The following is a 22822-nucleotide window of genomic DNA, read 5'->3' on the forward strand; positions in this document are numbered from 1 at the left end:
GCCCCTCCGCCCCACCCCGATCATCCGACCTTAGTTGCGTGAGCTCCTGCGCGGGGGCGACTCCGCGCGGTTGTTCGTCTCGTCGCTGATCGGTCGCGCACCCGCGACCGCGTTGTCGCTCGTGCTCGTGCTGCGGACGAAGGAGTTGACCGGCTCCTTCGCCGCCGCGGGCCTCGCTTCCGGCGGGAACGCGCTGGCCAACGCGGTGTGCTCGCCCGTGCTCGGGCGGATGCTGGACCGGCGGGGACAACCGCCGATCCTGCTGTTGAGCGGGCTGGTGAGCACGGTCGCGATGGTCGCGTTCGCGCTGCTCCCGCACGGGGTGTCGCTGGCGGCGATCCTGCCGTGCGCGGTGGTCGCGGGCGCGACGCTGCCGCCGCTGGGCGCCTGCCTGCGGACGTTGTGGCCGGCGTTGCTGCCCGCTGACCGCGTCCACGCGGCGTTCGCGCTGGACGCGGCGGCGATCGAGATCGTCTACATCGCCGGGCCGGTGCTGATCGCGGGGGCGCTGGGCTCGTGGTCGCTGGCCGCGTCGGCCGTCGCGTGCGCGGTCCTGCTCGTGGTGGGGACGGTCGTGTTCGCGACCTCACCGTCGTCGCGGGCGTGGCGGCCGCGCGGACACGATGGCGGCGGGGGCGCGTTGCGCGCGCCGGGCGTGCGCACGCTCGCGGTGCTGTTCGTGCTGATCGGCCTGGCGTTCGGCGCGATCGAGGTGGCCGTCGCGGCGGTGGCCGACGACGCCGGCACCCGCGGCGCGACCGGACCGCTCCTGGGCGCGTGGGGGTTCGGGTCATTCGTCGGCGGGATGCTCGCCACGCGCGCGAGCGCCCCACCGGATCCGGTCCGCCGCCTGCTCGGCTTCCTCGTCGTGTTGACGGCCGGCCACCTGCTGCTCGCGCTGCCGGTGAGCCTGCTCGCCCTCGGCGCGCTGCTGTTCGTCTCCGGCGCGGCGATCGCCCCGGCGTTCGGCCTCGCCTACGGCCTCGTCGAACGCGCCGCCGCCGCGGGAACCGTCACCGAGGCCTACACGTGGCTGTCGACCGGCCTCGCGGCGGGCATCGCCGTCGGCGCCGCGCTCGCGGGCGCGCTCGCCGAAGGCGCCGGCCCGGCCGCGGGCTTCGTGCTGGCGGCGGCGGGCGCCGCGCTGGGCGCCGCCACCGTCGCCGCGCGGCGCGAGACGCTCGCCACCGCGCCGCGCTGACCGGCGCGCCGCCGCGCCACAGCGCCGCGCCCCGCCGCCCCACGCCGCGCCCCGCACGCCGCGCCGCCGCGCCACAGCGCCGCGCCCCGCCGCCCCACGCCGCGCCGCGCACGCCGCGCCGCCGCGCCACAGCGCCGCGCCCCGCCGCCCCACGCCGCGCCGCGCACGCCGCGCCGCGCACGCCGCGCCGCCCCACGCTACGCGGGGCGCCAGCGCAGCACGGCGCGGATGATCGTTCTCGCCACCGTCGCGAGCTCGTCGAGCGAGGCCCACTCGTCGACGGCGTGGGCGCGTTCGATCCCGGTGGTGCCGACCATCACGGTGGGGATGCCGCGGGCGGTGAACAGGCGCATGTCGGCGCCCCAGGGCACGCCCGCGAGGGGTGCGTCGCCGGTCTCGTCGCGCAGGGCGCCTCGGACGGTCTCGGTCCAGGGGTGGTCGATCGCGGTCTCGCCCGGGGCGAAGGCGCCGCCCTCCCAGACGAGCTCGCAGGGCGGCTCGCCGTCGTCCAGCGCGCGGTCGACGACTGCCTGCAGCTCCGCTCGGGCCGCCGCGAGGTCGGCGCCCACGGGGACGCCCAACCGGCCCTCGAACTCGACGCGGTCGGGGACCTGGCTCGACCAGTCGCCGCCGTGCACGCGGCCGATCAGCAGCGGATACGGCAGCGGGAGCTCGCGCATCAGCGGATGGGCGACGCCCGCGTTCACCGCGACCTCGTGCTCCGCGAAGGCGAGGTGGACGCGGACGTAGCGGTCGATCGCGCTGGAGCCCGCCAACCGCTCGGCCGCGTGGGCGGACCGGCCGCGGATCACGCCGCGGAACGTCAACGCGCCCGCCTGCGCACAGACCACCCGCAGGCCGGTCGGCTCGGGCAGCAGCGCGGCGTCGAAGGCGTCGTCGCGCTCGAGGGCGGCGAAGGTGCCGAGGCCGCCGTCCTCCTCCGACGGCACCGCCATCAGCACGACTTCGGGCGTCGCGGCACCCGCCCGCCGGATCGCCGCCATCGCGTGCAGCGCCGCGAGCACGGCGCCCTTCATGTCGACCGAGCCGCGGCCGTGGAGGCGCCCATCCGCGACCGCACCGGAGAACGGGTCGCGCGACCACGGCTCGTGCCCCGGCCCGACGACGTCGATGTGGCCGTTCAATGCGAGCCGGCCCGCCGCGGTGCCGGGCAACGTCGCGGTCGCGCCCCAGAGCTCGCTGCGCGCGGCTTCCTCGCCCGGGTGGTCGGGGTGCTCGCGCAGGGCGGCGAGGTCATGGACGTGCAGCTCCGCGCCGAGGCCGGCGGCGTCGGCGCGGGCGGCGACGAGCTCCGCCGCGGCCCGCTCGTCGCCCGTCACGCTCGGGATGCGGACCAGGTCGGCGGCGTCGCGCGCCAGCGCGTCGAGGTCGAGTGCGGCGAGAGCGGCATCCTCCATCCGTCCGACCCTAGCCGAGCCTGGACCTTCGTCCAGCGCACCGGAAAGTCCCCACACAAGAAGATCAGGTCATGCAGTCCTGCATCGAGGTCAGCTCGCTCGCGTGTGCTCACGGCACGCGGACGACGCTTGAGGGTCTTGATCTGGTGCTTTCCCCCGGGCAGGTCCACGGGGTGCTGGGTCCGCGCTGGGCGGGCAAGACGACGCTTCTGTGGCTCCTCGCGGGCGAGCTCGAGCCGAGCGCCGGGCACCTGCGGGTACCGGCGTCGGTCGTCCTCGTGGGCGACGACGGCCGCTCGCCGATCGAGGAGCGCCTCGACCCGGCGACCCGCCGGCGGGTATCGCTCGCCCGCGCGGTCGCGAGCGCCCCGGACGTCCTGCTGCTGGACGAGCCGGCGGCGGGCTTCGACGCGGACACGACCGCCGTCACCCGCTCACTGGTCAGGCGCTACACGGCCCAAGGCGGGATCGTGGTGTGGGCGACGCGCCGCCTCGGCACGCTCACCGGTGTGGCCGATGGCGTGACGCTGCTCGCGGACGGGCGCGTTCGCTACCAGGGAACCGCCGAGGCCTTGGCGGAACGCGCGCTCGGAGGCCTCGTGGCACAGTTGCGGCACGTTGCGTAGTCCCTAACCGGTAGCCCAGTCCCGATACGGCCATGGGTTAGTGGTGACAGTTTCTCGTGATTCAGGCGTTAGTCTGAAACACGGTGCTTAGCAGTCATTTCCCCACCAACGGTTTTGAGACGGATCTCGGAGCGCGCGTTCGCGCGCTCCGCCGGGAGCGCGGGCTGACCCTGAAGGGCCTCGGCAAGAAGGCCGGCCTCTCGCATCCCTTCCTCAGTCAGGTCGAGCGCGGCCTCGCGCGGCCGAGCGTCGGCTCGGTCGAGCGGATCGCAGCCGCGCTGGACGTGTCGGTCGCCCGCCTATGGTCGCCACCCCGGGTCGGCGAGGCGGTCGAGATCGTCCGCCAGTCCGAAGGCGGCGACGAGGACGGCCTGCGCGATCTCGGCGGCGTCCCCGGCGCCCCGGTGCTGCGCGAATGGTCCTCGCGCTCGCGCCGCTGGCCCGACACGTACGACGTCCAGGACGGCGAGATCGCGATCTACGTCGCCCGCGGCGCGCTCGAGGTGGAGGTCGACGGCACCGTCCACGAGCTCGCCGAAGGCGACACGATGCATTTCGACGGCACGACGCCGCATCGCCTCCGCCGCACGGGCGGGACGACGACGCGCGCCGTGATCGTTTCCGCGGCTTAGGCGCGGAACCCCAGGTCCGCGGGCGGGTCGCCGCCCGCCAGCAGCGTCTCGGCGGCGCGGGAGAGCGCGGCCATCGCGACGCCCAGCGGGCCAGGCCCGTAGCTGACGCGGGCGACGCCGGCGGCGGCGAACTGGGCCAGCGTCGGGCCGCCCGCGCCACCGATGACGCTGATCGGGCCGCCCATCTCCTTGGCGAGCGTCGCGATCGCGTCGAGGTCGCGGACGAACGGGACGAAGATGCAGTCCGCGCCCGCTTCCAGATACGCGGCCCCGCGCTCGAGCGCGGCGACGATCTTCTCCTCGGCGGGGATCGAGGCGTCCAGGTAGACGTCGGTGCGGGCGTTGATGACGATCGGGACGCCCGCCGCATCGCCGGCGGCCCGCGCGGCGGCCACGACCGCGGCGTGCTCCTCCGCCGGCCACACCGAGTGCGAGCTGTCGGAGTCCTCGAGGTTGCAGCCGACCGCGCCCGCCTCGATCGCGGCCTCCAGCGTCATCCGCGCGTCGCCGAACCCGCGCTCGAGATCGGCCGTGACCGGCAGCTCGACCGCGCCCGAGACGATCCGGACGCCATCGATCATCTCCTCACGCGAGATGTTCTCGCCGTCCGCGTACCCCCGCGACGCCGCGATCGACCAGCTGGCCGTGGCGATCGCCTTCGCACCCGCCGCGGCGACGACGCGCGCGCTCACCGCGTCCCAAGCATTGACCAGCACCAACGGCTCCGGCGCCTCGTGCAACCGGCGCAGCTCCTCGGCCTTCTCCCTTTGCGAGCTCATGGCGTAGAGCGTCGCAAACGCAGGTGATGAACGCCGCCCGACGGGATCTCGGCGGCGGCGCGCGAGTCCACGGTGAACAGCTCCGCGACCGCATCGAGGAACGGTTCCGCCGCGGCGCGGCCGGGGTCGGCGAGCCAGATCTCTCCACGCTGGTCGACAAGACGCGGCAGCAGCGGGAGCAGCGCGACCCCGTTGCGCGGCTCGTAGAGCACGTCGGAGGCGAGCACGAGATCCCACGGGGCGCGCTCCACCAACAGCGACGGCTCCGTCCAGGAGACCGTGAGCGCCTCGACCTTCAGCCCGTTGCGCTCCGCGTTGCGCGCGAGCATCGCGGTCGCGTCCGCGGCCCAGTCGGTCGCCGTGACCCGCCCGCCCGCGACCGCCGCGGCCAGTGACGGCAACCCGAGCCCGCAGCCGAGCTCCAACACCCGCGCGCCGCGCAGCGCACGCACGCCCACCGCCCGCGCCAAGGCCGATGCCGACGGCCACAGCTCCGCCCAATACGGCAGGAACTCGTCGTCCTCGAACGCCTCCTCCGAGAGCAGCGCCTCGGCGTCGCGCGGGCGCAGCACGGACAGGTCGCGCCCGCCGACTCCCACCACCTCTTCGACGAGATCGTCCACCCGCGCCTAGGATGCCGTACATCAGCGCTCCGCCACGCGTCACCAGCGTCGACGTCGCTCGGAAGGCCGGCGTCTCGCAATCAACCGTCTCGCTCGTGCTCTCCGGGAAAGCGGCCGGGCGGATCTCCGCGCGCACCGAGGAGGCCGTCAAGGCGGCCGCGAAGGAGCTCGGCTATCGCCCGAACGTCGCCGCCCGCGCCCTGCGGACCGGCGTCGCGCGCAGCGTCGCCCTCGTCGTCCCCGACATCACGAACCCGTTCTTCGGCCGGGTGCTGCGCGGCGCACAGCGCGCCGCCCAGCAGGCCGGCTACACCGTCGTGCTCGTCGACATCGGCAACGACCGCGCCTGGGAGGCCCAGTCATTGCAGGCGCTGCTCGCCGGCCCCGCCGACGGCCTGCTGCTGTTCGAGGCCGAGCTCCCGCCCGGCGCGACCGAGCACGCGATCCAGATCGAGATGCGCCCGGGGAAGCTGCCGGTCGTCCGGGTCGACGTCGAGGCGGGCGTCGACTGCGCGCTCGACCATCTGCTCGAGATCGGCCACACGCGGATCGCCCATGTCGCGTCGAGCTTCGTCGCGCCCACCTTCGACCTCCGCCGCGAGCGCGTCGTCGCCAGGCTGGGAGAGACCCCGGTCGTCAAGGCGCCGTTCGACTTCGAAGGCGCGGCCAAGGCGGCCGGGCCGCTGCTGGACCAAAACGGTTTCACCGCCGTCTTCTGCGACGACGACATCCTCGCCGGCGGCGTCTACCTGGCGGCGAGAGAGCGCGGCATCCGGATCCCCGAGGACCTGAGCGTGATCGGCTTCGACGACCTCGACTTCGCCCGCGTGCTGGCGCCTCCGCTGACGACGGTCGCGATCGACGCGGAGCACCTCGGCGCCGCGGCCTTCGACGCGCTCAAGCGCGACCTGTCGGGGGAGACGATCGCCGCCGAGCAGGTGATCGGAGTGACGCTGCGGGTACGCGAGTCGACCGCGCCGCCTCGCTGAGCGAGGGGCGCGGCCGCCGCGCTAACGGACTTCGATGAAGCGCGTGTCCGGGTAGCGGGCAGCGACGGGGTCGATCGCGATCCGGCGATCGACGCCGATGGTGAGCACCTCGTCGTACCGCGAAGCGGCCAACAGGTGCGTCGCGCCGAGTTCCTCGGCGGTGGTGTTGGTGACGCGCAGCTGCGCGCCACGTTGTGCGGCGATGTCGCGCGCTCGAGCGACCGTTGCGGGCTGCTCAGCGGCCTGTCCGGCGACCACGACGGCGACCTTGGGCTGATCGCCCTCGGCCGTCAGCGCGGCGGCGCCGGAGATCGCGAACACCGCCACGACGGCAAGAGCCAGTTGTCGGATGCGGTGATTCATACGTATGAGCATAATACGTATGACTTCGGCGGACAAGGGAAGAACTTGAGACCCGGATTCGAACCGGAAGCCCGGCTCCGGATTGCGCTAACTTCCCCCGATGGCCGATCGCGAAGACAACCGCTGGGTGACGCTGGTCCTCGTCTGCCTCGCGCAGTTCATGGTCATCCTCGACGCGACGATCGTGAACATCGCCCTCCCCACGATCCAGGAGGACCTGCACTTCTCGGAGGCCGACCTGCAGTGGGTGGTGAACTCCTACACGCTGCTGTTCGGCGGGTTCCTGCTGCTCGGCGGCCGCGCGGCGGACATCGTCGGCCGCAAGAAGATCTTCATCGCCGGCACGATCGTCTTCTCCGTCGCCAGCCTGCTCAACGGCCTGGCGACGAGCAGCGAGATGCTGATCATCTTCCGCGGCCTGCAGGGCCTCGGCGGCGCGCTCGTCTCCCCCGCCGCGCTGAGCATCATCACCACGACCTTTCCGGAAGGCCCGGAGCGCACCAAGGCGCTCGGCGTCTGGAGTGCGATCGCGGCCGGTGGCGGCGCCGTCGGCCTGCTGCTCGGCGGCATCCTCACCGAGACGCTCAGCTGGGAGTGGATCTTCTTCGTCAATGTGCCGATCGGCGCCGCCGCCGCGGTGCTCTCGGCACGGCTGATCACCGAGTCCAAGGCAGAGAAGACGGGCTCGTTCGACATCGCCGGCGCCGTGACCGTGACGGCGGGCCTGATGGTGCTCGTCTACGCGATCGTCAAGGCGGAGGCCTTCGGCTGGGGCTCAGCCAGGACGCTCGGGCTGGCCGCGGTCGGCGTCGGCCTGCTCGCGATCTTCGTGCTGATCGAGTCGCGCATCGAAGGACCGCTCGTCCGCCTGAGCATCTTCAAGATCCGCAGCCTCACGGTGGCCAACGTCACGCTCCTGCTGGTCGCGGGCGGCCTGTTCGCGCTGTTCTTCTTCGCCACGCTTTACGTCCAGCGGGTGCTCGGCTTCAAGCCGATCAAGGCGGGGTTCGCCTTCCTGCCCGTGGCGATCTTCATCGGCGTCGGCGCGGGCACCGCGCAGGTGCTGGTCAAGCGGCTCGGCGTACGCCTGAACACGCTGTTCGGGATGGTGCTCGCCGCGATCGGCCTCTTCTACCTGTCGCGCGTGCCGGTCGACGGCAACTACTGGACCGACCTGTTCCCGGGCCTGGTGCTGATGGCGTTCGGAATGGGCAACACGTTCGTGCCGATCACGCTGATCGCGACGACCAACGTCGAGCCTGAGGACGCGGGCCTGGCCAGCGGCCTCTTCAACACGTCACAACAGGTGGGCGGCGCCTTGGGGCTGGCGGTCCTGTCGACGCTCGCGGCGGACAAGACGGTGAGCTACCTGCAAGGCCTTGGCCACCAGCCGGGGCCGCAAGATCGGGCGGCGGGGCTGGTGGAGGGCTTCCAAGTCGCCTTCACGTCGGCGGCGATCCTGGTCACGGTGGGGGCGATCCTGCTCGCCCTGCTGCTCCGCAGTCGCGATGTCGCGAACGTGAACCCGGAGCAGGGTGTGTCTGTCGTCGCGTAAGGCACGAGTGCCTTAAGGTCGGATGATCGGGGTGGGGCGGTGGGGCTGCCCCGCCTTTCCTACTTGTAGCGGTAGACGATGCGGCCGCGGTTGAGGTCGTAAGGGGAGACCTCGACGCGGACCTTGTCGCCGGGAAGGACGCGGATACGGAACCGGCGCATCTTGCCGGCGAGATGCGCGAGGAGCTCGTGATCGTTCTCGAGCTTGACGCGGAACAACAGGTTCGGCAGGGCCTCGGTGACCTCGCCGTCGATTTCGAGCTTCTGCTCGACTGCCATAGGCACACTTCCTTTCAGCGGGCACGCGGAACGGGGCGTCCGCGCGGGACTCTTTCATTCTAGAGAGCGTGGATACCCTCGATGCGTTCCGTGTTGTCGACTTGTTAGGCGTCGCCGCGGGAGCGGCCAGCGGCGCGCTGGCCGCGCGGCGACAGGACAGCTTCGACTTCGTCGGCGTCCTCGGGCTCGCGTTCGCATGCGGACTCGGCGGCGGCCTGCTGCGCGACCTGCTGCTCAACGCGAACACCCCGGTCGCGCTGACCGACGCGCTCTACCTGCCGACCGTGATCGCCGCCGCCGTGGTCGTGTCGGTGATCGCGGGCGAGCCCGGCCCGCGGGTCCTGCGGGCGGTCCGGGTCCTGGACGCGCTCGCGGTCGGCTTCTTCGCGGTGTCGAGCACGCTGCTCGCCCGCAAGGCCGGCGTGACCGTGCCCGCGCAGCTGCTGATCGGCGTGATCGGCGGCTCCGGCGGCGCGCTCCTGAGGGACGTCCTCACCGCCAAGACCCCGGAGATCTTCCGCCACGGGGAGCTCAACGCGCTCGCGGCGCTGGCCGCGGCGATCGTCTTCGTCGTGGCCGACACGCTCGTCGCGACCACGACCGCGATGGCGATCGGGCTGGTCGTCGGCTTCGCGCTGCGCGCGGCGGCGATGCGGTACGGGCTGCGCGGTCCGGCGCCGCGCAAGCCGTAGCGCAACCGCCGCCTCGGGATGCCCGAAACCGCACGCATGATGCACCGACTGCCGCTGGCCGGGCTCCCTCACGGAACGGCGACCCGTAGCGTTGTACGAGGCATGAACGCGCTCCTCCCCAGCCCGCTCGGCCCGCTCTACGTCGAGGCCGACGAGCACGGCCTCACGAAGCTCTACACGGCCGAGCACCACCTGCACGCCGACGCCGGTCCGGACGACGGCACCTTCGCCGAGGTCCAGCGCCAACTCGACGAGTACTTCGCCGGCGAGCGCACCGAGTTCGACGTCCCGCTCTCCGAGCACGGCACCGAGTTCGAACGCGCCGTGTGGGCGCGGCTGCGCGAGATCCCGCACGGCGAGACCGTCACGTATGGCGAGATCGCCCGCGAGCTCGGCAGCGTCGCGCGCGCCGTCGGCCGCGCCAACGGCCGCAACCCGATCTCGATCATCAACCCGTGCCACCGCGTGATCGGCGCCAACGGCTCCCTCACGGGCTACGCGGGCGGCCTCGGCGCCAAGCGCGCCCTGCTCGACCACGAGCGAGGGGTAACGTCGCTGAGCCATGGAGTACCGCACACTCGGTAGGACCGGCGTCCACGTCAGCCCACTGTGCCTCGGGGCGATGATGTTCGGCGCCTGGGGCAACACCGACCACGACGACTCGATCCGGATCATCCACGCCGCGCTCGACGCGGGGATCAACTTCGTCGACACCGCGGACGTCTACAGCCAGGGCGAGAACGAGGAGATCGTCGGCAAGGCCCTCAAGGGCCGCCGCGAGAACATCGTCCTCGCCACGAAGTTCCACGGCCAGATGGGCGACGAGATCAACCACCAGGGCTCTTCGCGGCGGTGGATCATCCAGGAGGTCGAGAACTCGCTGCGAAGGCTGCAGACCGACTACATCGACCTCTACCAGGTCCACCGCCCGCGCGAGGACACCGACGTCGAGGAGACGCTCTCGGCGCTGACGGACCTCGTGCGGGCCGGGAAGATCCGCTACTTCGGCTCCTCCACGTTCCCGGCGTCGCAGATCGTCGAGGCGCAGTGGGTGAGCCGAGACCGCGGCCTCGAGCGCTTCAAGACCGAGCAGCCGCCCTACAGCATCCTCGTGCGCGGCATCGAGGCCGACGTCCTCCCCACCTGCCAGCGCCACGGCCTCGGGGTGATCCCGTGGAGCCCGCTCGCGGGCGGGTGGCTGAGCGGCAGGTACCGCAAGGGGCAGGACACGCCGTCGTCGACGCGCTCGGACCGCCTGCCCGGCCGTTATGACCTCAGCCTCCCCGGCAACCAGCGCAAGTTCGACGCCGCGGACGCGCTGGGCGCGCTGGCCGACGAGGTCGGCATCCCGCTGATCGAGATCGCGATCGCGTTCGTGATCAACCACCCCGCGGTGACGAGCGCGATCATCGGCCCGCGCACGATGGAGCACCTGGAGTCCCAGCTCCCGGCAGCGTCACGGACGCTGGACGCCGAGCTGCTGGACCGCATCGACGAGATCGTCCCGCCCGCGACGAGCTTCCAGTACGCGGACACGGGCTACGCCAACCCGGCACTCGAGCCGGCACGGCGGCGGAGGTAGGTGCTTGCCGCCGGGCGGCCATCCAGGCCGCCCGGCGTCGCGCTTGATCAGCGTGTGGTGTTCATCGCGCCACCGCAGTGCGGGCAGCTTGCCCGCTCCGCGTAGCGCTCGCCCCACAGGCGAAGGCAGCGAAGGCATCGGATCATGGTGATCCTCCTTTCCGGTCAAGGGAGCCGCAGCGTTGAGCTGGCTGCGCTCGGGCCTTGACTCGTTCAAGGGTATCGGCAGCTCGTGACGGGAACCTAAGGCAAATGCCTATCCTGCGCGACGTGCAAGCTGGCCGACAGGATCTGGAGCGAGCCGCCCAGGCGCTCGCGACCCGCCTTCCCGAGCCGTTGGGCGTCTTCGCCCGACTCGCCTACAACTACCGCTGGGCCTGGGATCCGGACGGTCCCGCGGTCTTCCGCGACGTCGACGCCGACCGCTGGGACAAGGTCGCCGAGAACCCGGTGCGCCTGCTCCAAGAGGCCGCCGCGGACAAGCTCAAGGCCGCCGCCGGCAACGCGGAGCTCCTCGCCCGCGCCGCCGCGCTGGAGGAGCGGATCGCCGCCGACCTCGGCCGCCCGCGCCGCGACGAGATCACCACGCCCGAGCGGCCGATCGCCTACTTCTCCGCCGAGTACGGCTTCCACGGCTCGTTCCCGATCTATTCGGGCGGCCTTGGAGCACTCGCCGGCGACATCCTCAAAGAGGCCTCCGACCGCGCCTGGCCGCTGGTCGCCGTCGGCCTCCTCTACCGCAACGGCTACTTCCGCCAGCGCATCGACGCGGGCGGCTGGCAGCACGAGTACTGGGTCGACACCGACCCGGAGCGGCTGCCCGCGGCGCTGGTCACGGGCGACGACGGCGAGCCGATCACGATCACGGTCCCGATCGTCGACTACGAGGTCACCGCGCAGATCTGGCGCGTCGACGTCGGCGGCATCCCGCTCTACCTGCTCGACGCGGAGCGCCCCGAGAACAGCCCGATGTCGCGGTGGATCACAAGCCGGCTCTACATCGGCGACGAGGACACGCGCCTGGCGCAGTACATGCTGCTCGGCATCGGCGGCGTGCGGGCGCTGGAGGCGATGGGGATCGAGCCCGGGCTCGTGCACCTCAACGAGGGCCACGCCGCGTTCGTGTCGCTCGAGCTGGCGCGCCGCAACTACAGCGGCACCGGGTCGCTGTCCGCGGCGCTGGAGATCGGCCGCACGCAGACGATCTTCACCACCCACACGCCGGTCCCCGCGGGCAACGACACGTACCCGGCCGGCCAGGTCGCCGACACGCTGGCGCAGATCGCCGGCACGCTCGGCGTCAAGGCCGAGGAGATCATCTCGCTCGGGCGCACGAACATGGAGGAGGGCGCCGAGCCCTTCGGCGTGACCCAGTTCGCCCTGCGCACCTCGCGCGCCGCCAACGGCGTCTCGCGCCGCCACGGCGAGGTCGCACGCGAGATGTGGCAGGCGATGTGGCCGGAGAAGGACGTCGACGACGTCCCGATCACCTACGTCACCAACGGCGTGCACATCCCGACGTGGATCGGGCACCCGATGTGGGAGCTGCTCAACCGCCACCTCGGCGAGGACTGGATGGACCGCGCGACCGACCCCGCCACGTGGGCGCCGGTCGACGACATCCCCGCCAAGGAGCTGTGGGACGTCCGCACGGCCCAGCGCGCGCAGCTGATCGAGTACGTGCGCGAACGCGCCGTCACCGACCGGCTGGAGCGCGACGAGCCGCGCGCCTACGCGGAGGCCGCCGCGAGCTTCGACCCCGACGTGCTGACGGTCGGCTTCGCCCGGCGCCTGGCGACCTACAAGCGGCTCGACCTGCTGCTCGTCGACGTCGAGCGGGCGATCCGGGTCGTCGCGGGCGACCGGCCGATCCAGGTGCTGCTGGCCGGCAAGGCGCACCCGCGCGACGACGGCGGCAAGCGGCTCGTGCAGGGTCTGTTCACGTCCAAGAACGCGCCCGGGTTCGCCGAGCGGATCGCCTACCTGAACGACTACGACCTGCGCATGGCCGCCTGGCTCGTCCGCGGCTGCGACGTCTGGATCAACCTCCCGCGCCCGCCGCTGGAGGCCTCCGGCACCTCCGGCATGAAGAACGTCATGAACGGGGGCCTGCAGCTGAGCGTGCTCGACGGCTGGTGGGCCGAGGGCTACGACGGCCACAACGGCTGGGCGCTCAGCGGCGACGTCGACCACGACCACGGCGCCCAGGACGCCCGCCACGCGCACGAGCTCTTCCGCCTGCTGGAGGAGGAGGTCGCGCCGGAGTTCTACCGCTCCTCAGGCGACGGCATCCCGCGCGACTGGGTCGCCCGCATCCGCCGCTCGCTGCGGACGCTCGGCCCCGAGTTCGGCGCCGGACGGATGCTCGAGGACTACGAGAAGAAGGTCTACGCCCGTTAGGGCCTGATCTCCGTGTGATCGGCGGTGGCGGTCGCCTCCGCGGTCGTCGTCGGGCTCGCCGTCGCGGTCGGGCTCGGCGTCGACTCGGTGGTGGGCGCCACCGTCGGCGTCTCGGTCGGGAAGGGCGTGGTCGTCGGCACCGCCGGCACCGTGCCCGCCCCGCCCGCGGGGAGCCGCGCGTCGAGCTCCTTCTGAACGTCGGTCTGGAACTGCTTGAGGCTCTGGTCGAAGGACTTCGTGACGTCCTGGACGCGGTCGTTCAGGTGGTCCTCGAAGATCCGGCCGGCGATCAGGAGCATGATCGCCACGCCGACCAGGACGGCCACGGCCGCGCCCACGAGCATCCACGGGGTGACGGTCCGCCCGGCACTGAAGCGCGCCGTGCAGTAGGGGCACCGCGGACCCGTCGCGTAGGAGATGCGCGCGCATTTGGGACAGACACGCTGCGGCGGCGGCGCGACGACGGTGGTTGCCTCCATGAGACCTAGCGTACGACGCAGTCATCCGACGCAACCCCGACGCACCGTCGATTCGGATAATCCCGGCATGTCTGAGACCGACGCGCCGACGACGATCACCGAACACGAGGCCCAGGAGGTCGCGCGCGCCAACGCGACCGGACTACAGCCCGTCGTCTTCATCCACGGCCTGTGGCTGCTCCCGAGCAGCTGGGATCGCTGGGCGACGCTCTTCGAGGAGGCGGGCTTCACCGCGCTGACGCCCGGCTGGCCCGACGACCCGGAGACGGTCGAGGAGGCCAACGCGCATCCGGAGGTGTTCGCCAACAAGGGCATCGGCCAGATCGCCGACCACTTCGACGAGATCATCAGCGGCCTGACGACCAAGCCGGTCGTGATCGGCCACTCGTTCGGCGGGCTGCTGACCCAGATCCTCGCCGGCCGCGGACTCAGCGTGGCGTCGGTCGCGATCGACCCGGCGCCGTTCCAGGGCGTGCTCCCGCTGCCGTTCTCGACGCTGAAGTCGGCGTTCCCGGTGCTCGGCAACCCGGCCAACCGCAGCCGCGCCGTGCCGCTCACCTACGAGCAGTTCCGCTACGCCTTCGCCAACGCGGTCGGCGAGGAGGAGGCCAAGGCGCTCTACGACGAGTTCGCCGTGCCGGCGGCCGGCAAGCCGCTCTTCCAGGGCGCGGTCGCGAACTTCAACCCGTGGACCGAAGCCAAGGTCGACACCGAGAACCCGGAGCGCGGCCCGCTGCTGATCATCTCGGGCGAGAAGGACCACACGGTGCCGTGGGCGATCTCCAACGCGTCGTTCAAGCGTCAGGAGCACAACAAGGACGCGGTGACCGAGATCGTCGAGATCAAGGGCCGCGGCCACGCGCTCACGATCGACTCCGGCTGGCGCGAGGTCGCCGACACCGCGCTCACGTTCGTGAAGCGTTTTCTCTAAAGGGCTCAAGGTCTGGCGCCGCCTGCCGATAAGGCGGGCGCATGCTCAGAAATCTCGTGGCGGCGCGGGCCGCGCACTGGGAGGACCCGAATCGAGCGCTCGAGGCCGCAGTGAGCGCCGAAGCCACCGGCCGTCGCACCGACGACGACGCGCTGGTCGTGCGCGCACTCGCCCTCCAGGGGACGATCGCGCTCAACCGCGGCGACCTGCGGACCGCGCTGGCGCTGGCCACCGAGGCCGACCAGCGCACGGTCCAGGAAGGCTGCGCACGAGCCGAGCTGGCGGCGCTGAAGGCGCAGCTGGCGTTCTTCTCCGGCTCCTACGCGGACGCGCTCAGCCACGCGGAGACCGCGATGGCGATCGCCGACACGTTCGGCGACCTCGAGCTGCGGCTGTTCGTCCGGCGCGCGGCGTGCATGGTCTACGGGACCGTGGGCGTCTCGGGATGGGCGGAGTGGCTGCAGGACACGCTCGACCTCTCGATCGCGGCCGGGGACGGCTGGCAGGAGGCGATCTCGCGCAACGACCTCGCCTGCTGGCACCAGCGTGAGGGACGCCTGGCCGACGCGGAGGCCGAGATCGCGCGCGGGATCGCGGTCGCGCGCCGGCTCGAGCGCCGCGATTTCGCGCTCGGCATCCTGCACTCGACGCGCGCCGACATCCGGCTGCTGGCGAGCCGCCCGGACGGCGCGCTGGCGGACGCCGAGCGCGCGCTGTCCTATCTGTGCGCGCAGTCGCACCCGAACCCCTACGTCTTCGGCGTCACCGTCCGCGCGCAGGTGCAGGCGCTGTCGGCGCTCGGCCGGCTCGACGACGCGCGCAGCTCGGGCGAGGACGCGCTCGACCGGCTCGGCGAGCACCTCCCGTACGCGCGCAGCATCGTGCTCGGCACGCTCGCGGACGCGCTTCACGACGCGGGCCAGATCGAGGAGGCCTACGAGGTGCTGCACCGCAGCGTCGCGGCCGAGCGCGAGGGCCTGCAGGACCTCGCGGAGCTGCGGGTGAGCCTCGAACGCACACGCGTCCAGGCCGAGGTGCTCTCGCAGCAGAACGCGGAGCTCGAGGCGCTCGTCCACCAGCTGGGCGACGCGCACGCCGAGCTCGAGCAGCTCAAGGAGCAGTTCCGCGAGCAGGCCGACCGCGACTGGCTCACCGGCCTGCACAACCGCCGCTACCTCGCCCGCCAGCTCGACGGCGTGGGTACGGACTTCAGCCTCGCCGTGCTCGACCTCGACCACTTCAAGGGCATCAACGACACGTTCGGGCACGAGATCGGCGACCAGGTGCTGATCCGGGTCGCCGGCCTCCTGCTCGACGTCGTGCGGCGCAGCGACGTGGTCGCCCGCACGGGCGGCGAGGAGTTCGTGCTGCTGATGCCGGCGTCGGACGCCGACGACGCCGCGCACTGCTGCGAGCGCGCGCTGGCCGCGATCCGCGCATACGACTGGAACGCCGTCGCCGACGGTCTGACGGTCACCTGCAGCGCCGGCATCGCCCGCGCGGACGAGGCGCTCGGGCTCGACCGCGTCGCCTCCATGGCCGACCGGCGCCTCTACGACGCCAAGGCGCGCGGACGCGACCAGGTCGTCATCGGTTAGGGGCCCCTAATGCGACGTGCCATGCTGGGAGGCATGGCACCCGCTCGCTCCCCGCGCGTCGCCGAAGTCGTCGAGACCATCGCGCTTTCACCCAGCCTGGTCCGCATCATCTTCGCCGGCCCTGGTCTGGACGGCTTCCCCGCCGGACCGTTCACCGATCACTACGTCAAGCTGATGTTCCCGCAGGGGGACTACGAGGTCCCGTTCGACCCGGCCGCGATCCGGGGCGAACGGCCGAAGGCCGAGTGGCCCGTCGTGCGCACGTACACCGTGCGTCACTGGGACCCGATCCGCTCCGAGCTGACGATCGACTTCGTCGTGCACGGCGACGAGGGCGTGGCGGGGCCGTGGGCCGCGAACGCGAAGCCGGGGGACCGCCTGCAGCTGATGGGCCCGGGCGGGGCGTACGCGCCGTCGCCTGACGCCGACTGGCACCTGTTCGTGGGCGACGCGAGCGTGCTGCCGGCGATCGGCGCCTCGCTGGCCCGGGTGCGCTCGGGCGTGCCGGCGAAGGTGTTCGTCGAGCTCGACCAGCTCGCGGACGCGCAGGACTTCATCAGCGTGGCCGAGGTGGAGGTCACGTGGGTGCGGGCGGGCGGGCTGCTCGATGCGCTCGCCGACGCCGAGTGGCCGGAGGGCGACGTCCAGGCGTTCGTCCACGGCGAGGCGACATCGGTGCGCGAGGTGCGTCGCCACCTCGTCGTCGACCGCGGCGTGCCGCGCGAGGCGCTGTCGGTCTCGGGCTACTGGAAGCGCCAGCGCACCGAGGACGGCTGGCGTGACGACAAGGCCGAGTGGAACCGCCTCGTCGAGGCGGACGCGGCCGCCGTCTGACCCAATAAGGGGTCAGGCCCCTTAACATTGCGAACGGCGGCGTAGAGCCAAAAGAATTGTTAAGGGGTCTGACCCCTGCTTAAGAACGGGGCCGGCGCGCCGAGCACCCCGGGTATGCCTTTCCGCCGCACCCTGCCGGTAGCCGCGATCCTCGCTCCGGCCGCACTCGTCGTCGTCGCCGCCTACGTCGCCAGTGCCGGGGTGATGGTCCATCTGCCGCACGTCGTCCATCTGATCGCGGTCACCGCGGCGGGTGCTCTGGCCGGCGCCGCCGCGATCGCCATGTCGGTGATCGCGGTGCGGCTGAACGACGGGCGCGCGGTCCTGCTCGGGTTCGCGTTCTCGGTGATGTCGGTGATGCTGGTCTTCCACGCGCTCGCCACGCCCGGGGTGCTGATCGGCGACAACGGGCTCGTGCAGGCGGCGGGCGCGCTGAACCTGCCGCTGGGCGGGACGATCCTCGCGGCAACCGCGCTGCCGGCGTTGCGCCGGCCGCGCAGCGCGGGGACGGTGCTGCGCGTGCAGCTCGTGACGATCGTCGTCCTGGCCGTGCTCGGCACGCTGGCGCTGGTCTTCCCCGGCATCGTCCCGTCGGTCCCGCGCTATCAGAGCCTGGCCGCGGACCTCATCTTCGCCATGGCCGCGCCGCTGCTGGCCGTGCTCGCCTACCGCGCCGCGCGGACCTACCTGCTCACGCGCCGGACGGCGGACCTGCTGGTCTCGACGGGGGTCGTGTTCCTGATCGGCGCCGAGTTCGGCCTGTTGAACTCGGACATGATGGATCTCGTCTGGTGGGTCGCCCACGCCTTCGAGGTCGCCGGGCTCGGGCTCGTCGGCATCCCCGCCGCGCTCGACCTGCGCCACTCGACCGCCTCGCGACCGCTGACCGGCGATCTGCGGGCCTCCGACATCGTCGCCGACGAGGAGACCTTCCTCGGCGGGCGCGTGCACGCGCTGCTGCTGCGGCTGGCCGAGAAGGACGGCTCGACCGAGGGCCACACGCGGCGGGTGGCGACGCTCGCGGTCCAGATCGGCGAGCACCTGCAGCTCCCACCCGCCCGCCTGCGCCTGCTCGCGCTCGGCGGCCTCCTGCACGACATGGGCAAGCTCGCCGTGCCGGACCACATCCTCAACAAGCCCGGCAAGCTCACCGACGAGGAGTTCGCGGTGATCAAGGGCCACCCGGTCGCCGGCCGCGAGCTGCTCAGCGAGCTCGGCGGGTTCCCCGACCTCGTGCTGGACCTGGTCGAGTCGCACCACGAGCGCCTCGACGGCCGTGGCTACCCGAACAAGGCCGAGGCGGGCAAGCTCGCGCTCGAGGTCCGCATCCTCACGGTCGCCGACGTCTACGACGCGCTGACCGCCGACCGCGTCTACCGCGAGGCGTGGCCGATCGAGCGCGCGCTCTCGCTGCTCGACGAGGACACCGGAAGCGCCTTCGACGCGACCTGCGTCGCCGCGCTGAAGGCCGTCGTGGCCCCGCACGTCGACGAGGTCACGTGGCGCGCCGGCCTCGCGGAGGCGGCCGAGGCGATCATGCCGCGGCCGCCCGCACCTAAAGGGGCCTGACCCCTTTAGACGGCGACCGCCGCGAGCGCGTCGCGGGGGTCGGTGTACGCGCGGCCCTGGTCGCGCGCGACCGGCTCGTAGGTGACCTTGCCGCCCGCGACGTTGAGGCCGGCGAGGAACCCGGGGTCGCTCAGCAGGGCGCCCTCGGCGCCTTCGTTGGCGAGCTTGGTGACGTACGGCAGCGTCGCGTTGGTGAGCGCGAACGTGGAGGTGATCGGCACCGCGCCCGGCATGTTGGCGACGCAGTAGTGGGTCACGCCGTCGACCTCGTAGGTCGGGTCCGTGTGGGTCGTCGGGTGCGACGTCTCGAAGCACCCGCCCTGATCGATCGACACGTCGACGAGCACCGCGTGCTCCTTCATCAGCTTCAGCTGCTCGCGCTTGACGACGTGCGGCGCCTTGGCGCCATGGACGAGCACCGCGCCGATCACGAGGTCGGCCTCCGAGAGCATGCGCTCGACGTTCAGCGTCGTGGAGAACACCGTCGACGCGCGGTTGTTGAGGAGGAAGTCGAGCTCGCGGAGCCGGTCGATGTTGCGGTCGAAGATGTACGTCTCGGCGCCCATGCCGATCGCGACCTCGGCCGCGGTCAGGCCGACCACGCCGCCGCCGATGATCATCACCTTGCCGGGCGCGACGCCCGGCACGCCGCCGAGCAGGAGGCCACGGCCGCCGAGCGGCTTCTCGAGCATGAACGCGCCCGCCTGCGTGGCGATCTTGCCCGCGACCTCGCTCATCGGCGCCAGCAGCGGCAGGCGACCGCGCGTGTCGGTGACCGTCTCGTAGGCGATGCAGGTCGCGCCGGAGTCGATCAGGCCCTGGGTGAGCTCGGCGTCGGGCGCCAGGTGCAGGTAGGTGAAGAGGATGTGGCGCGGCTCGAGCAGCGCGACCTCGGACGGCTGCGGCTCCTTGACCTTGACGATCATGTCCGCGCCGGCGAAGACCGCCTCGGCGTCCGGGGCGATCTCGGCGCCCTGGTCGACGTACTCGGAGTCCGGGATCGCGGAGCCGACGCCGGCACCCGCCTGGACGAGCACCTCGTGCCCGCTGTCGACCAGCTCGCGGACACCCGCGGGCGTCAGCGCCACGCGGTACTCGTCGGTCTTGATCTCGGTCGGGACGCCGATGCGCATTCGTCTCTCTCCAGGGTCGGGAATCTTCTATCGATCGTGCCCGGATCGACCACGTCTGTACAGTTCGTATGTGGAAACCACAGGACTCGACGCGATCGACTTCCAGATCGTCAACGCACTCATCCGAAACGGAAGGGCGTCGTTCGCCGACCTCGGCAAGGCCGTGGGGTTGTCGCCGCACGGCGCCGCCGACCGCGTGCGCCGGCTGCAGCGCGCCGGCGTCATCACCGGGTTCACCGCGCGGGTCGCGCTGGCCAACGTCGGCCGCTCGCTGGACGCGTTCATCGACGTGCGCCTGCTGCCGACGACGTCGTCGGAGACCTTCGAGGCGTTCGTGCTCGGCCTCCCCGCCGTGCAGGAGGTGGCGTTCGTGACCGGCCGCTTCGACTACCACGTGCGGGTCGCGTGCCACGGCGCGGACGACCTCGATCAGACCGTCCGCGCCATCCGGCGTCAGGGTGCCGCGGCGTCGGAGACGAGGATCGTGCTCCGCGCCGCGACGAGCGCCTTGGAGATCAGCTGACCGCCCGGGCGGCGTTGAAGCCGTCCGAGACGGTCACGCGGACGTGGCCGTGCCCTGGCAGGTGGATCCGGTCCCGGTTCGGGCCGCTGTAGATCGTGTGCCAGTGGCGGCCGTCACGGGACGTGTCGACGGTGGCGGTCAGCGCGCGGCTGTCCGGGTCCGAGGCGGTCCAGCCGTGTCGCGTGATGCGCACGCGGGGCGGGCGCGAGCGCTCGATCGTGTCCAGCACCTCGCCGTCCTTGACGAGCTCCACCGAGGCCGCATTCGCGGGGACCGGGCCGCCGAAGCTGCCCGCGCCGGGCGCCTCTTCGGTGGGCGTGACGCGGACGCCGGCGTCGGAGATGACGGCGCCTGTGGCATCGCGGGCGCGCAGGCGCAGCGGGGACGACGGCACGCTCTCGGGCGGGACGCTGTCCTCGTCGGGGGCGAGCACGGCGCCGATGTCACCGTGGCCGGCGCCGACGCTGCCGGTCGCGTACGCCATCCCGAGCGTCTTCGGCGCGGCGCCCTCCTGCGCGAAGACGCGAGCACCGCGGGTGAGGCCGCGCTCGCCCAGCTGCGTGAAGGCGAGCGAGAAGCGGTTCCAGTTGAACGGCGAGATCCACGCGTTGCCCGGGTTCGCGGGCGTGTCGAGGGTGTCCGCGCAGTACGACATCAGGTCGTAGAGCGGGCGGGCATTCGTGTCGACCTCCGGGGCGTTGCCGAGGCCGGTGAAGCGGGTGCCCTGGAGGCGGCCTTGGAGGTCGTCCTTCCAGGTCTCGTATGAGCCGCCCGCGGGTCCGCCGCAGGTCGTGTCGGCGTGCGGGGCGGTCAGGATGTGGCCGAGCTCGTGCGCCGCCGAGGTCAGTGGGCGCATCCCGCTGTTGACGATCATGAACGGCGCTGGACCGACGGGTCCTTGGGTCGTGAGCTGTGTGACGTCGCGACCCGACGCGAAGCCCGGGTCCCAGTTCTGGACGCCCATGATCACGTCGTAGTTGCGATACACGACGCCGGGACCGAACGTGCGGGCGGGGTTGTACGTCGAGTAGCTGTCGACCAGCTGCTGGACGGCCGCCTCGCGGCAGGCGCGCAGCGGGACGCCGTTGCAGTCGGTCTTGTTGGCGGCGTCGGTGACGTTGATGCGCGCGTTGCCGTAGTCGGTGAGCGTGATCCCCTGCGCGTTGGGGAACAGGTTGCGGGCGCGCAGGACGTCGAAGGCGCTGGGCTGGGCGGCGTCGCCGTCGACGAACAGGTCGACCGCGCGGATCATCAGCTCGCTGTTGGCGTAGCCGTCGTCGACGCGGACGCCGGTGAGCTTGAACCGGTCGTCGGCGGCGCAGTCGCCGGTGTCGCACTCGCGGGCGTTCCACGCCTTCGCGGACGGATCGAAGCCGACTGTGGCATCGACGTCGAACGTCCCGCCCTCGGTGACGCCGTGCAGGACGGAGATGTCGAACTGCACGCCGAAGCGCAGGTCGCCGCGCTCGGCGGCGGTGACGTAGGGCGTCGTGCTGACCGGCGGGTCGGTGACGATCTTCGTCTCCTCGCGGTACTGGAAGGCGCCCTCGCGCACCTTGAGCGTGACCGCGAGGCGCTGGCCCGGGTCGTTCGCGGGGGCGTTCTGCATGTCGACGTAGACGACCGCCGTGGTCGGCTTATGGCGGTCGAGCGTGACGCCGTCGTACGCGACCCGCTGCGGGTCGGTGTCGATCGGCTTCGGGACGTTGAGACCTCCGCGCACCGGGAACAGGCGCCAGTCGGTGGGCGTGCCGCCGCCGGGGAACGCCGTGAACGGCCCGCGCGGCTGGATGCCGTACATCTGCGCGCCCGCGTTGGGCTGCACGACCTGGAAGACATCGATGCCGCGGATCCGCACGTTGCCGTACGGGCGGCCCTGGAGCGGCTGCTCGAGGACCGGGTCGAGCGTGGCGCGGTCGCTGGTCGCCTGGGTGCTGCCGCCTTGGTTGGCGGCTTCGGCGATGCACTGGAAGCGCCAGCTGAGCGTCTGCAACTGGAGCGCCGAGGAGGCGGCGGCGCGGTAGGTCTGCGTGGTGGCGACGGTCTCGACGCGGTAGCCGCCGAGCATGCTGGTGTCACGGGTGACGCGCTGCCAGACGTAGCGGAACGGGCGGTCCTGGCCGTCCCAACTGCCGGGCTCGCAGCGGTAGGTGTGCGGGTTGCCGGCGTCCGGGACGATCTGCGGCCGGATGCGGTTGCTCGGCGGCGGCGGGAGCAGCGTGAACGTGCGCTCCTCGGGCGTGGGGTCGGCGGTGCCGTCGGGCGCGACCGCGGAGACGCTGAAGCGGTACGTCCCGGGATCGGTGAGGTTCAGCTGCGTCGGTGAGTCGCAGTCGAAGACGCGCCGGTGCTCGAGCAGCGTGCCGGGCGAGTCGGTGCGGGCGCAGACGAACGTCGCGTCGGGCGTGTCGGACTCGAAGGTGAAGGTGGGGTCGGCGCGCACTTGCGCGTCGTCGTCCGGCCCGTCGGTGATCGTCGTCTCGGGCGGGACGTCCTGCGCGCCCGCCGTCGCGGGCGCGATGAGGACGAGGGCGGCCGCGATCCATGCGGCACGTCTTAGGAGGGTCATGCCGTGACGCTCTCGAGTACGCGGCGCGCGGCCTAGGAGCCAACGGGCT

Annotated in this window: 22 protein-coding genes; 14 read left to right on the forward strand and 8 right to left on the reverse strand. The window is 72.2% G+C overall.

Features of this window, described 5'->3' with window-relative positions; translation table 11 throughout:
• Positions 1-34 precede the first annotated feature (34 nt).
• Complete coding sequence (locus G569_RS45595; RefSeq protein WP_053225863.1) at positions 35-1201, forward strand: MFS transporter; 1167 nt, start codon at positions 35-37, stop codon at positions 1199-1201.
• A gap of 197 nt (positions 1202-1398) precedes the next feature.
• Here the strand turns inward: G569_RS45595 and G569_RS0104740 are convergent, their stop codons facing one another.
• A complete protein-coding gene (locus tag G569_RS0104740; RefSeq protein WP_028062568.1) occupies positions 1399-2619 on the reverse strand; it encodes a M20/M25/M40 family metallo-hydrolase in 1221 nt (406 codons plus the stop codon).
• A gap of 71 nt (positions 2620-2690) precedes the next feature.
• On the opposite strand from G569_RS0104740, the gene G569_RS0104745 reads away from it, so the two are divergent.
• Together G569_RS0104745 and G569_RS0104750 are read left to right on the forward strand one after the other, a co-directional pair.
• Entirely contained in the window at positions 2691-3245 is a 555-nt protein-coding gene (locus tag G569_RS0104745) for an ATP-binding cassette domain-containing protein (RefSeq protein ID WP_028062569.1), read from the forward strand.
• 83 nt (positions 3246-3328) lie between these two features.
• Positions 3329-3877 carry a helix-turn-helix domain-containing protein gene (locus G569_RS0104750; RefSeq protein ID WP_028062570.1) on the forward strand — a complete coding sequence of 183 codons (549 nt, stop codon included), beginning with the start codon at positions 3329-3331 and terminating at the stop codon, positions 3875-3877.
• Here the strand turns inward: G569_RS0104750 and G569_RS0104755 are convergent.
• Positions 3874-4656 (reverse strand): isocitrate lyase/PEP mutase family protein, encoded by a 783-nt coding sequence (locus tag G569_RS0104755; RefSeq protein WP_028062571.1) that lies wholly within the window; start codon positions 4654-4656, stop codon positions 3874-3876. The two genes, G569_RS0104750 and G569_RS0104755, sit on opposite strands and share 4 nt — an antisense overlap.
• Positions 4653-5279 carry a class I SAM-dependent methyltransferase gene (locus tag G569_RS45600; RefSeq protein ID WP_053225864.1) on the reverse strand — a complete coding sequence of 209 codons (627 nt, stop codon included), beginning with the start codon at positions 5277-5279 and terminating at the stop codon, positions 4653-4655. Before G569_RS45600 ends, G569_RS0104755 begins: the two co-directional genes overlap by 4 nt.
• Before the next feature lie 11 nt (positions 5280-5290).
• On the opposite strand from G569_RS45600, the gene G569_RS45605 reads away from it, so the two are divergent.
• Positions 5291-6268 carry a LacI family DNA-binding transcriptional regulator gene (locus G569_RS45605; RefSeq protein ID WP_037494761.1) on the forward strand — a complete coding sequence of 326 codons (978 nt, stop codon included), beginning with the start codon at positions 5291-5293 and terminating at the stop codon, positions 6266-6268.
• 21 nt (positions 6269-6289) lie between these two features.
• Here the strand turns inward: G569_RS45605 and G569_RS0104770 are convergent, their stop codons facing one another.
• Positions 6290-6667: a hypothetical protein gene (locus G569_RS0104770; protein WP_157591820.1), complete on the reverse strand. Its 378-nt coding sequence runs from the start codon at positions 6665-6667 to the stop codon at positions 6290-6292.
• Between the two features lie 64 nt (positions 6668-6731).
• On the opposite strand from G569_RS0104770, the gene G569_RS45610 reads away from it, so the two are divergent.
• Positions 6732-8186: an MFS transporter gene (locus G569_RS45610; RefSeq protein WP_037494763.1), complete on the forward strand. Its 1455-nt coding sequence runs from the start codon at positions 6732-6734 to the stop codon at positions 8184-8186.
• 59 nt (positions 8187-8245) lie between these two features.
• On the opposite strand, the gene infA is transcribed toward G569_RS45610, so the two are convergent.
• Positions 8246-8464 (reverse strand): translation initiation factor IF-1, encoded by a 219-nt coding sequence (gene infA, locus G569_RS0104780; protein WP_028061634.1) that lies wholly within the window; start codon positions 8462-8464, stop codon positions 8246-8248.
• 68 nt (positions 8465-8532) lie between these two features.
• On the opposite strand from infA, the gene G569_RS45615 reads away from it, so the two are divergent.
• The 4 genes from G569_RS45615 to glgP all read left to right on the forward strand — a co-directional run bounded on the left by G569_RS45615 (position 8533) and on the right by glgP (position 13137).
• Entirely contained in the window at positions 8533-9156 is a 624-nt protein-coding gene (locus G569_RS45615) for a trimeric intracellular cation channel family protein (protein ID WP_037494765.1), read from the forward strand.
• A 102-nt stretch (positions 9157-9258) separates the two neighbouring features.
• Complete coding sequence (locus tag G569_RS0104790) at positions 9259-9741, forward strand: methylated-DNA--[protein]-cysteine S-methyltransferase (protein WP_028062573.1); 483 nt, start codon at positions 9259-9261, stop codon at positions 9739-9741.
• Complete coding sequence (locus G569_RS0104795; protein ID WP_028062574.1) at positions 9719-10738, forward strand: aldo/keto reductase; 1020 nt, start codon at positions 9719-9721, stop codon at positions 10736-10738. Before G569_RS0104790 ends, G569_RS0104795 begins: the two co-directional genes overlap by 23 nt.
• Before the next feature lie 269 nt (positions 10739-11007).
• Positions 11008-13137 carry an alpha-glucan family phosphorylase gene (glgP, locus tag G569_RS45620; protein ID WP_169542066.1) on the forward strand — a complete coding sequence of 710 codons (2130 nt, stop codon included), beginning with the start codon at positions 11008-11010 and terminating at the stop codon, positions 13135-13137.
• On the opposite strand, the gene G569_RS0104805 is transcribed toward glgP, so the two are convergent.
• Entirely contained in the window at positions 13134-13616 is a 483-nt protein-coding gene (locus tag G569_RS0104805) for a hypothetical protein (protein WP_028062575.1), read from the reverse strand. The genes glgP and G569_RS0104805 overlap by 4 nt on opposite strands.
• A 67-nt stretch (positions 13617-13683) precedes the next feature.
• Between G569_RS0104805 and G569_RS0104810 the strand changes: the two genes are divergently transcribed.
• The 4 genes from G569_RS0104810 (at position 13684) to G569_RS57265 (ending at position 18548) form a co-directional block, all read left to right on the forward strand.
• The gene (locus G569_RS0104810) at positions 13684-14547 is read left to right on the forward strand and encodes an alpha/beta hydrolase (RefSeq protein WP_028062576.1); all 864 of its coding nucleotides are present in this window, start codon (positions 13684-13686) and stop codon (positions 14545-14547) included.
• 41 nt (positions 14548-14588) lie between these two features.
• Positions 14589-16145, forward strand: a complete 1557-nt coding sequence (locus tag G569_RS0104815) for a tetratricopeptide repeat-containing diguanylate cyclase (protein ID WP_084284213.1) — start codon at positions 14589-14591, stop codon at positions 16143-16145.
• A 33-nt stretch (positions 16146-16178) separates the two neighbouring features.
• Complete coding sequence (locus G569_RS0104820; protein ID WP_028062578.1) at positions 16179-16979, forward strand: siderophore-interacting protein; 801 nt, start codon at positions 16179-16181, stop codon at positions 16977-16979.
• 114 nt (positions 16980-17093) lie between these two features.
• Positions 17094-18548: an HD-GYP domain-containing protein gene (locus tag G569_RS57265; protein WP_053225866.1), complete on the forward strand. Its 1455-nt coding sequence runs from the start codon at positions 17094-17096 to the stop codon at positions 18546-18548.
• Between the two features lie 5 nt (positions 18549-18553).
• Here G569_RS57265 and ald read toward each other — a convergent pair whose 3' ends face one another.
• Positions 18554-19681, reverse strand: a complete 1128-nt coding sequence (gene ald, locus G569_RS0104830; RefSeq protein WP_028062579.1) for an alanine dehydrogenase — start codon at positions 19679-19681, stop codon at positions 18554-18556.
• Between the two features lie 70 nt (positions 19682-19751).
• On the opposite strand from ald, the gene G569_RS0104835 reads away from it, so the two are divergent.
• On the forward strand, positions 19752-20204 hold the full coding sequence (locus G569_RS0104835; protein ID WP_037494770.1) for an Lrp/AsnC family transcriptional regulator: 453 nt from the start codon (positions 19752-19754) through the stop codon (positions 20202-20204).
• Here the strand turns inward: G569_RS0104835 and G569_RS0104840 are convergent.
• The gene (locus tag G569_RS0104840; RefSeq protein WP_028062581.1) at positions 20197-22773 is read right to left on the reverse strand and encodes a hypothetical protein; all 2577 of its coding nucleotides are present in this window, start codon (positions 22771-22773) and stop codon (positions 20197-20199) included. The two genes, G569_RS0104835 and G569_RS0104840, sit on opposite strands and share 8 nt — an antisense overlap.
• Positions 22774-22822 lie beyond the last annotated feature (49 nt).

The organism is Solirubrobacter soli DSM 22325, assembly GCF_000423665.1.
GTDB lineage: Bacteria > Actinomycetota > Thermoleophilia > Solirubrobacterales > Solirubrobacteraceae > Solirubrobacter > Solirubrobacter soli.

Excerpts from the sequence above, each read along its gene's own strand:
- G569_RS0104740 (WP_028062568.1), bottom strand. The coding sequence starts at position 2,619 with ATGGAGGATGCCGCTCTCGCCGCACTCGACCTCGACGCGCTGGCGCGC.
- G569_RS0104745 (WP_028062569.1), top strand. The coding sequence starts at position 2,691 with ATGCAGTCCTGCATCGAGGTCAGCTCGCTCGCGTGTGCTCACGGCACG.
- G569_RS0104755 (WP_028062571.1), bottom strand. The coding sequence starts at position 4,656 with ATGAGCTCGCAAAGGGAGAAGGCCGAGGAGCTGCGCCGGTTGCACGAG.
- G569_RS45605 (WP_037494761.1), top strand. The coding sequence starts at position 5,291 with ATGCCGTACATCAGCGCTCCGCCACGCGTCACCAGCGTCGACGTCGCT.
- G569_RS45610 (WP_037494763.1), top strand. The coding sequence starts at position 6,732 with ATGGCCGATCGCGAAGACAACCGCTGGGTGACGCTGGTCCTCGTCTGC.
- infA (WP_028061634.1), bottom strand. The coding sequence starts at position 8,464 with ATGGCAGTCGAGCAGAAGCTCGAAATCGACGGCGAGGTCACCGAGGCC.
- G569_RS0104790 (WP_028062573.1), top strand. The coding sequence starts at position 9,259 with ATGAACGCGCTCCTCCCCAGCCCGCTCGGCCCGCTCTACGTCGAGGCC.
- G569_RS0104795 (WP_028062574.1), top strand. The coding sequence starts at position 9,719 with ATGGAGTACCGCACACTCGGTAGGACCGGCGTCCACGTCAGCCCACTG.
- G569_RS0104805 (WP_028062575.1), bottom strand. The coding sequence starts at position 13,616 with ATGGAGGCAACCACCGTCGTCGCGCCGCCGCCGCAGCGTGTCTGTCCC.
- G569_RS0104810 (WP_028062576.1), top strand. The coding sequence starts at position 13,684 with ATGTCTGAGACCGACGCGCCGACGACGATCACCGAACACGAGGCCCAG.
- G569_RS0104815 (WP_084284213.1), top strand. The coding sequence starts at position 14,589 with ATGCTCAGAAATCTCGTGGCGGCGCGGGCCGCGCACTGGGAGGACCCG.
- G569_RS0104820 (WP_028062578.1), top strand. The coding sequence starts at position 16,179 with ATGGCACCCGCTCGCTCCCCGCGCGTCGCCGAAGTCGTCGAGACCATC.
- G569_RS57265 (WP_053225866.1), top strand. The coding sequence starts at position 17,094 with ATGCCTTTCCGCCGCACCCTGCCGGTAGCCGCGATCCTCGCTCCGGCC.
- ald (WP_028062579.1), bottom strand. The coding sequence starts at position 19,681 with ATGCGCATCGGCGTCCCGACCGAGATCAAGACCGACGAGTACCGCGTG.
- G569_RS0104840 (WP_028062581.1), bottom strand. The coding sequence starts at position 22,773 with ATGACCCTCCTAAGACGTGCCGCATGGATCGCGGCCGCCCTCGTCCTC.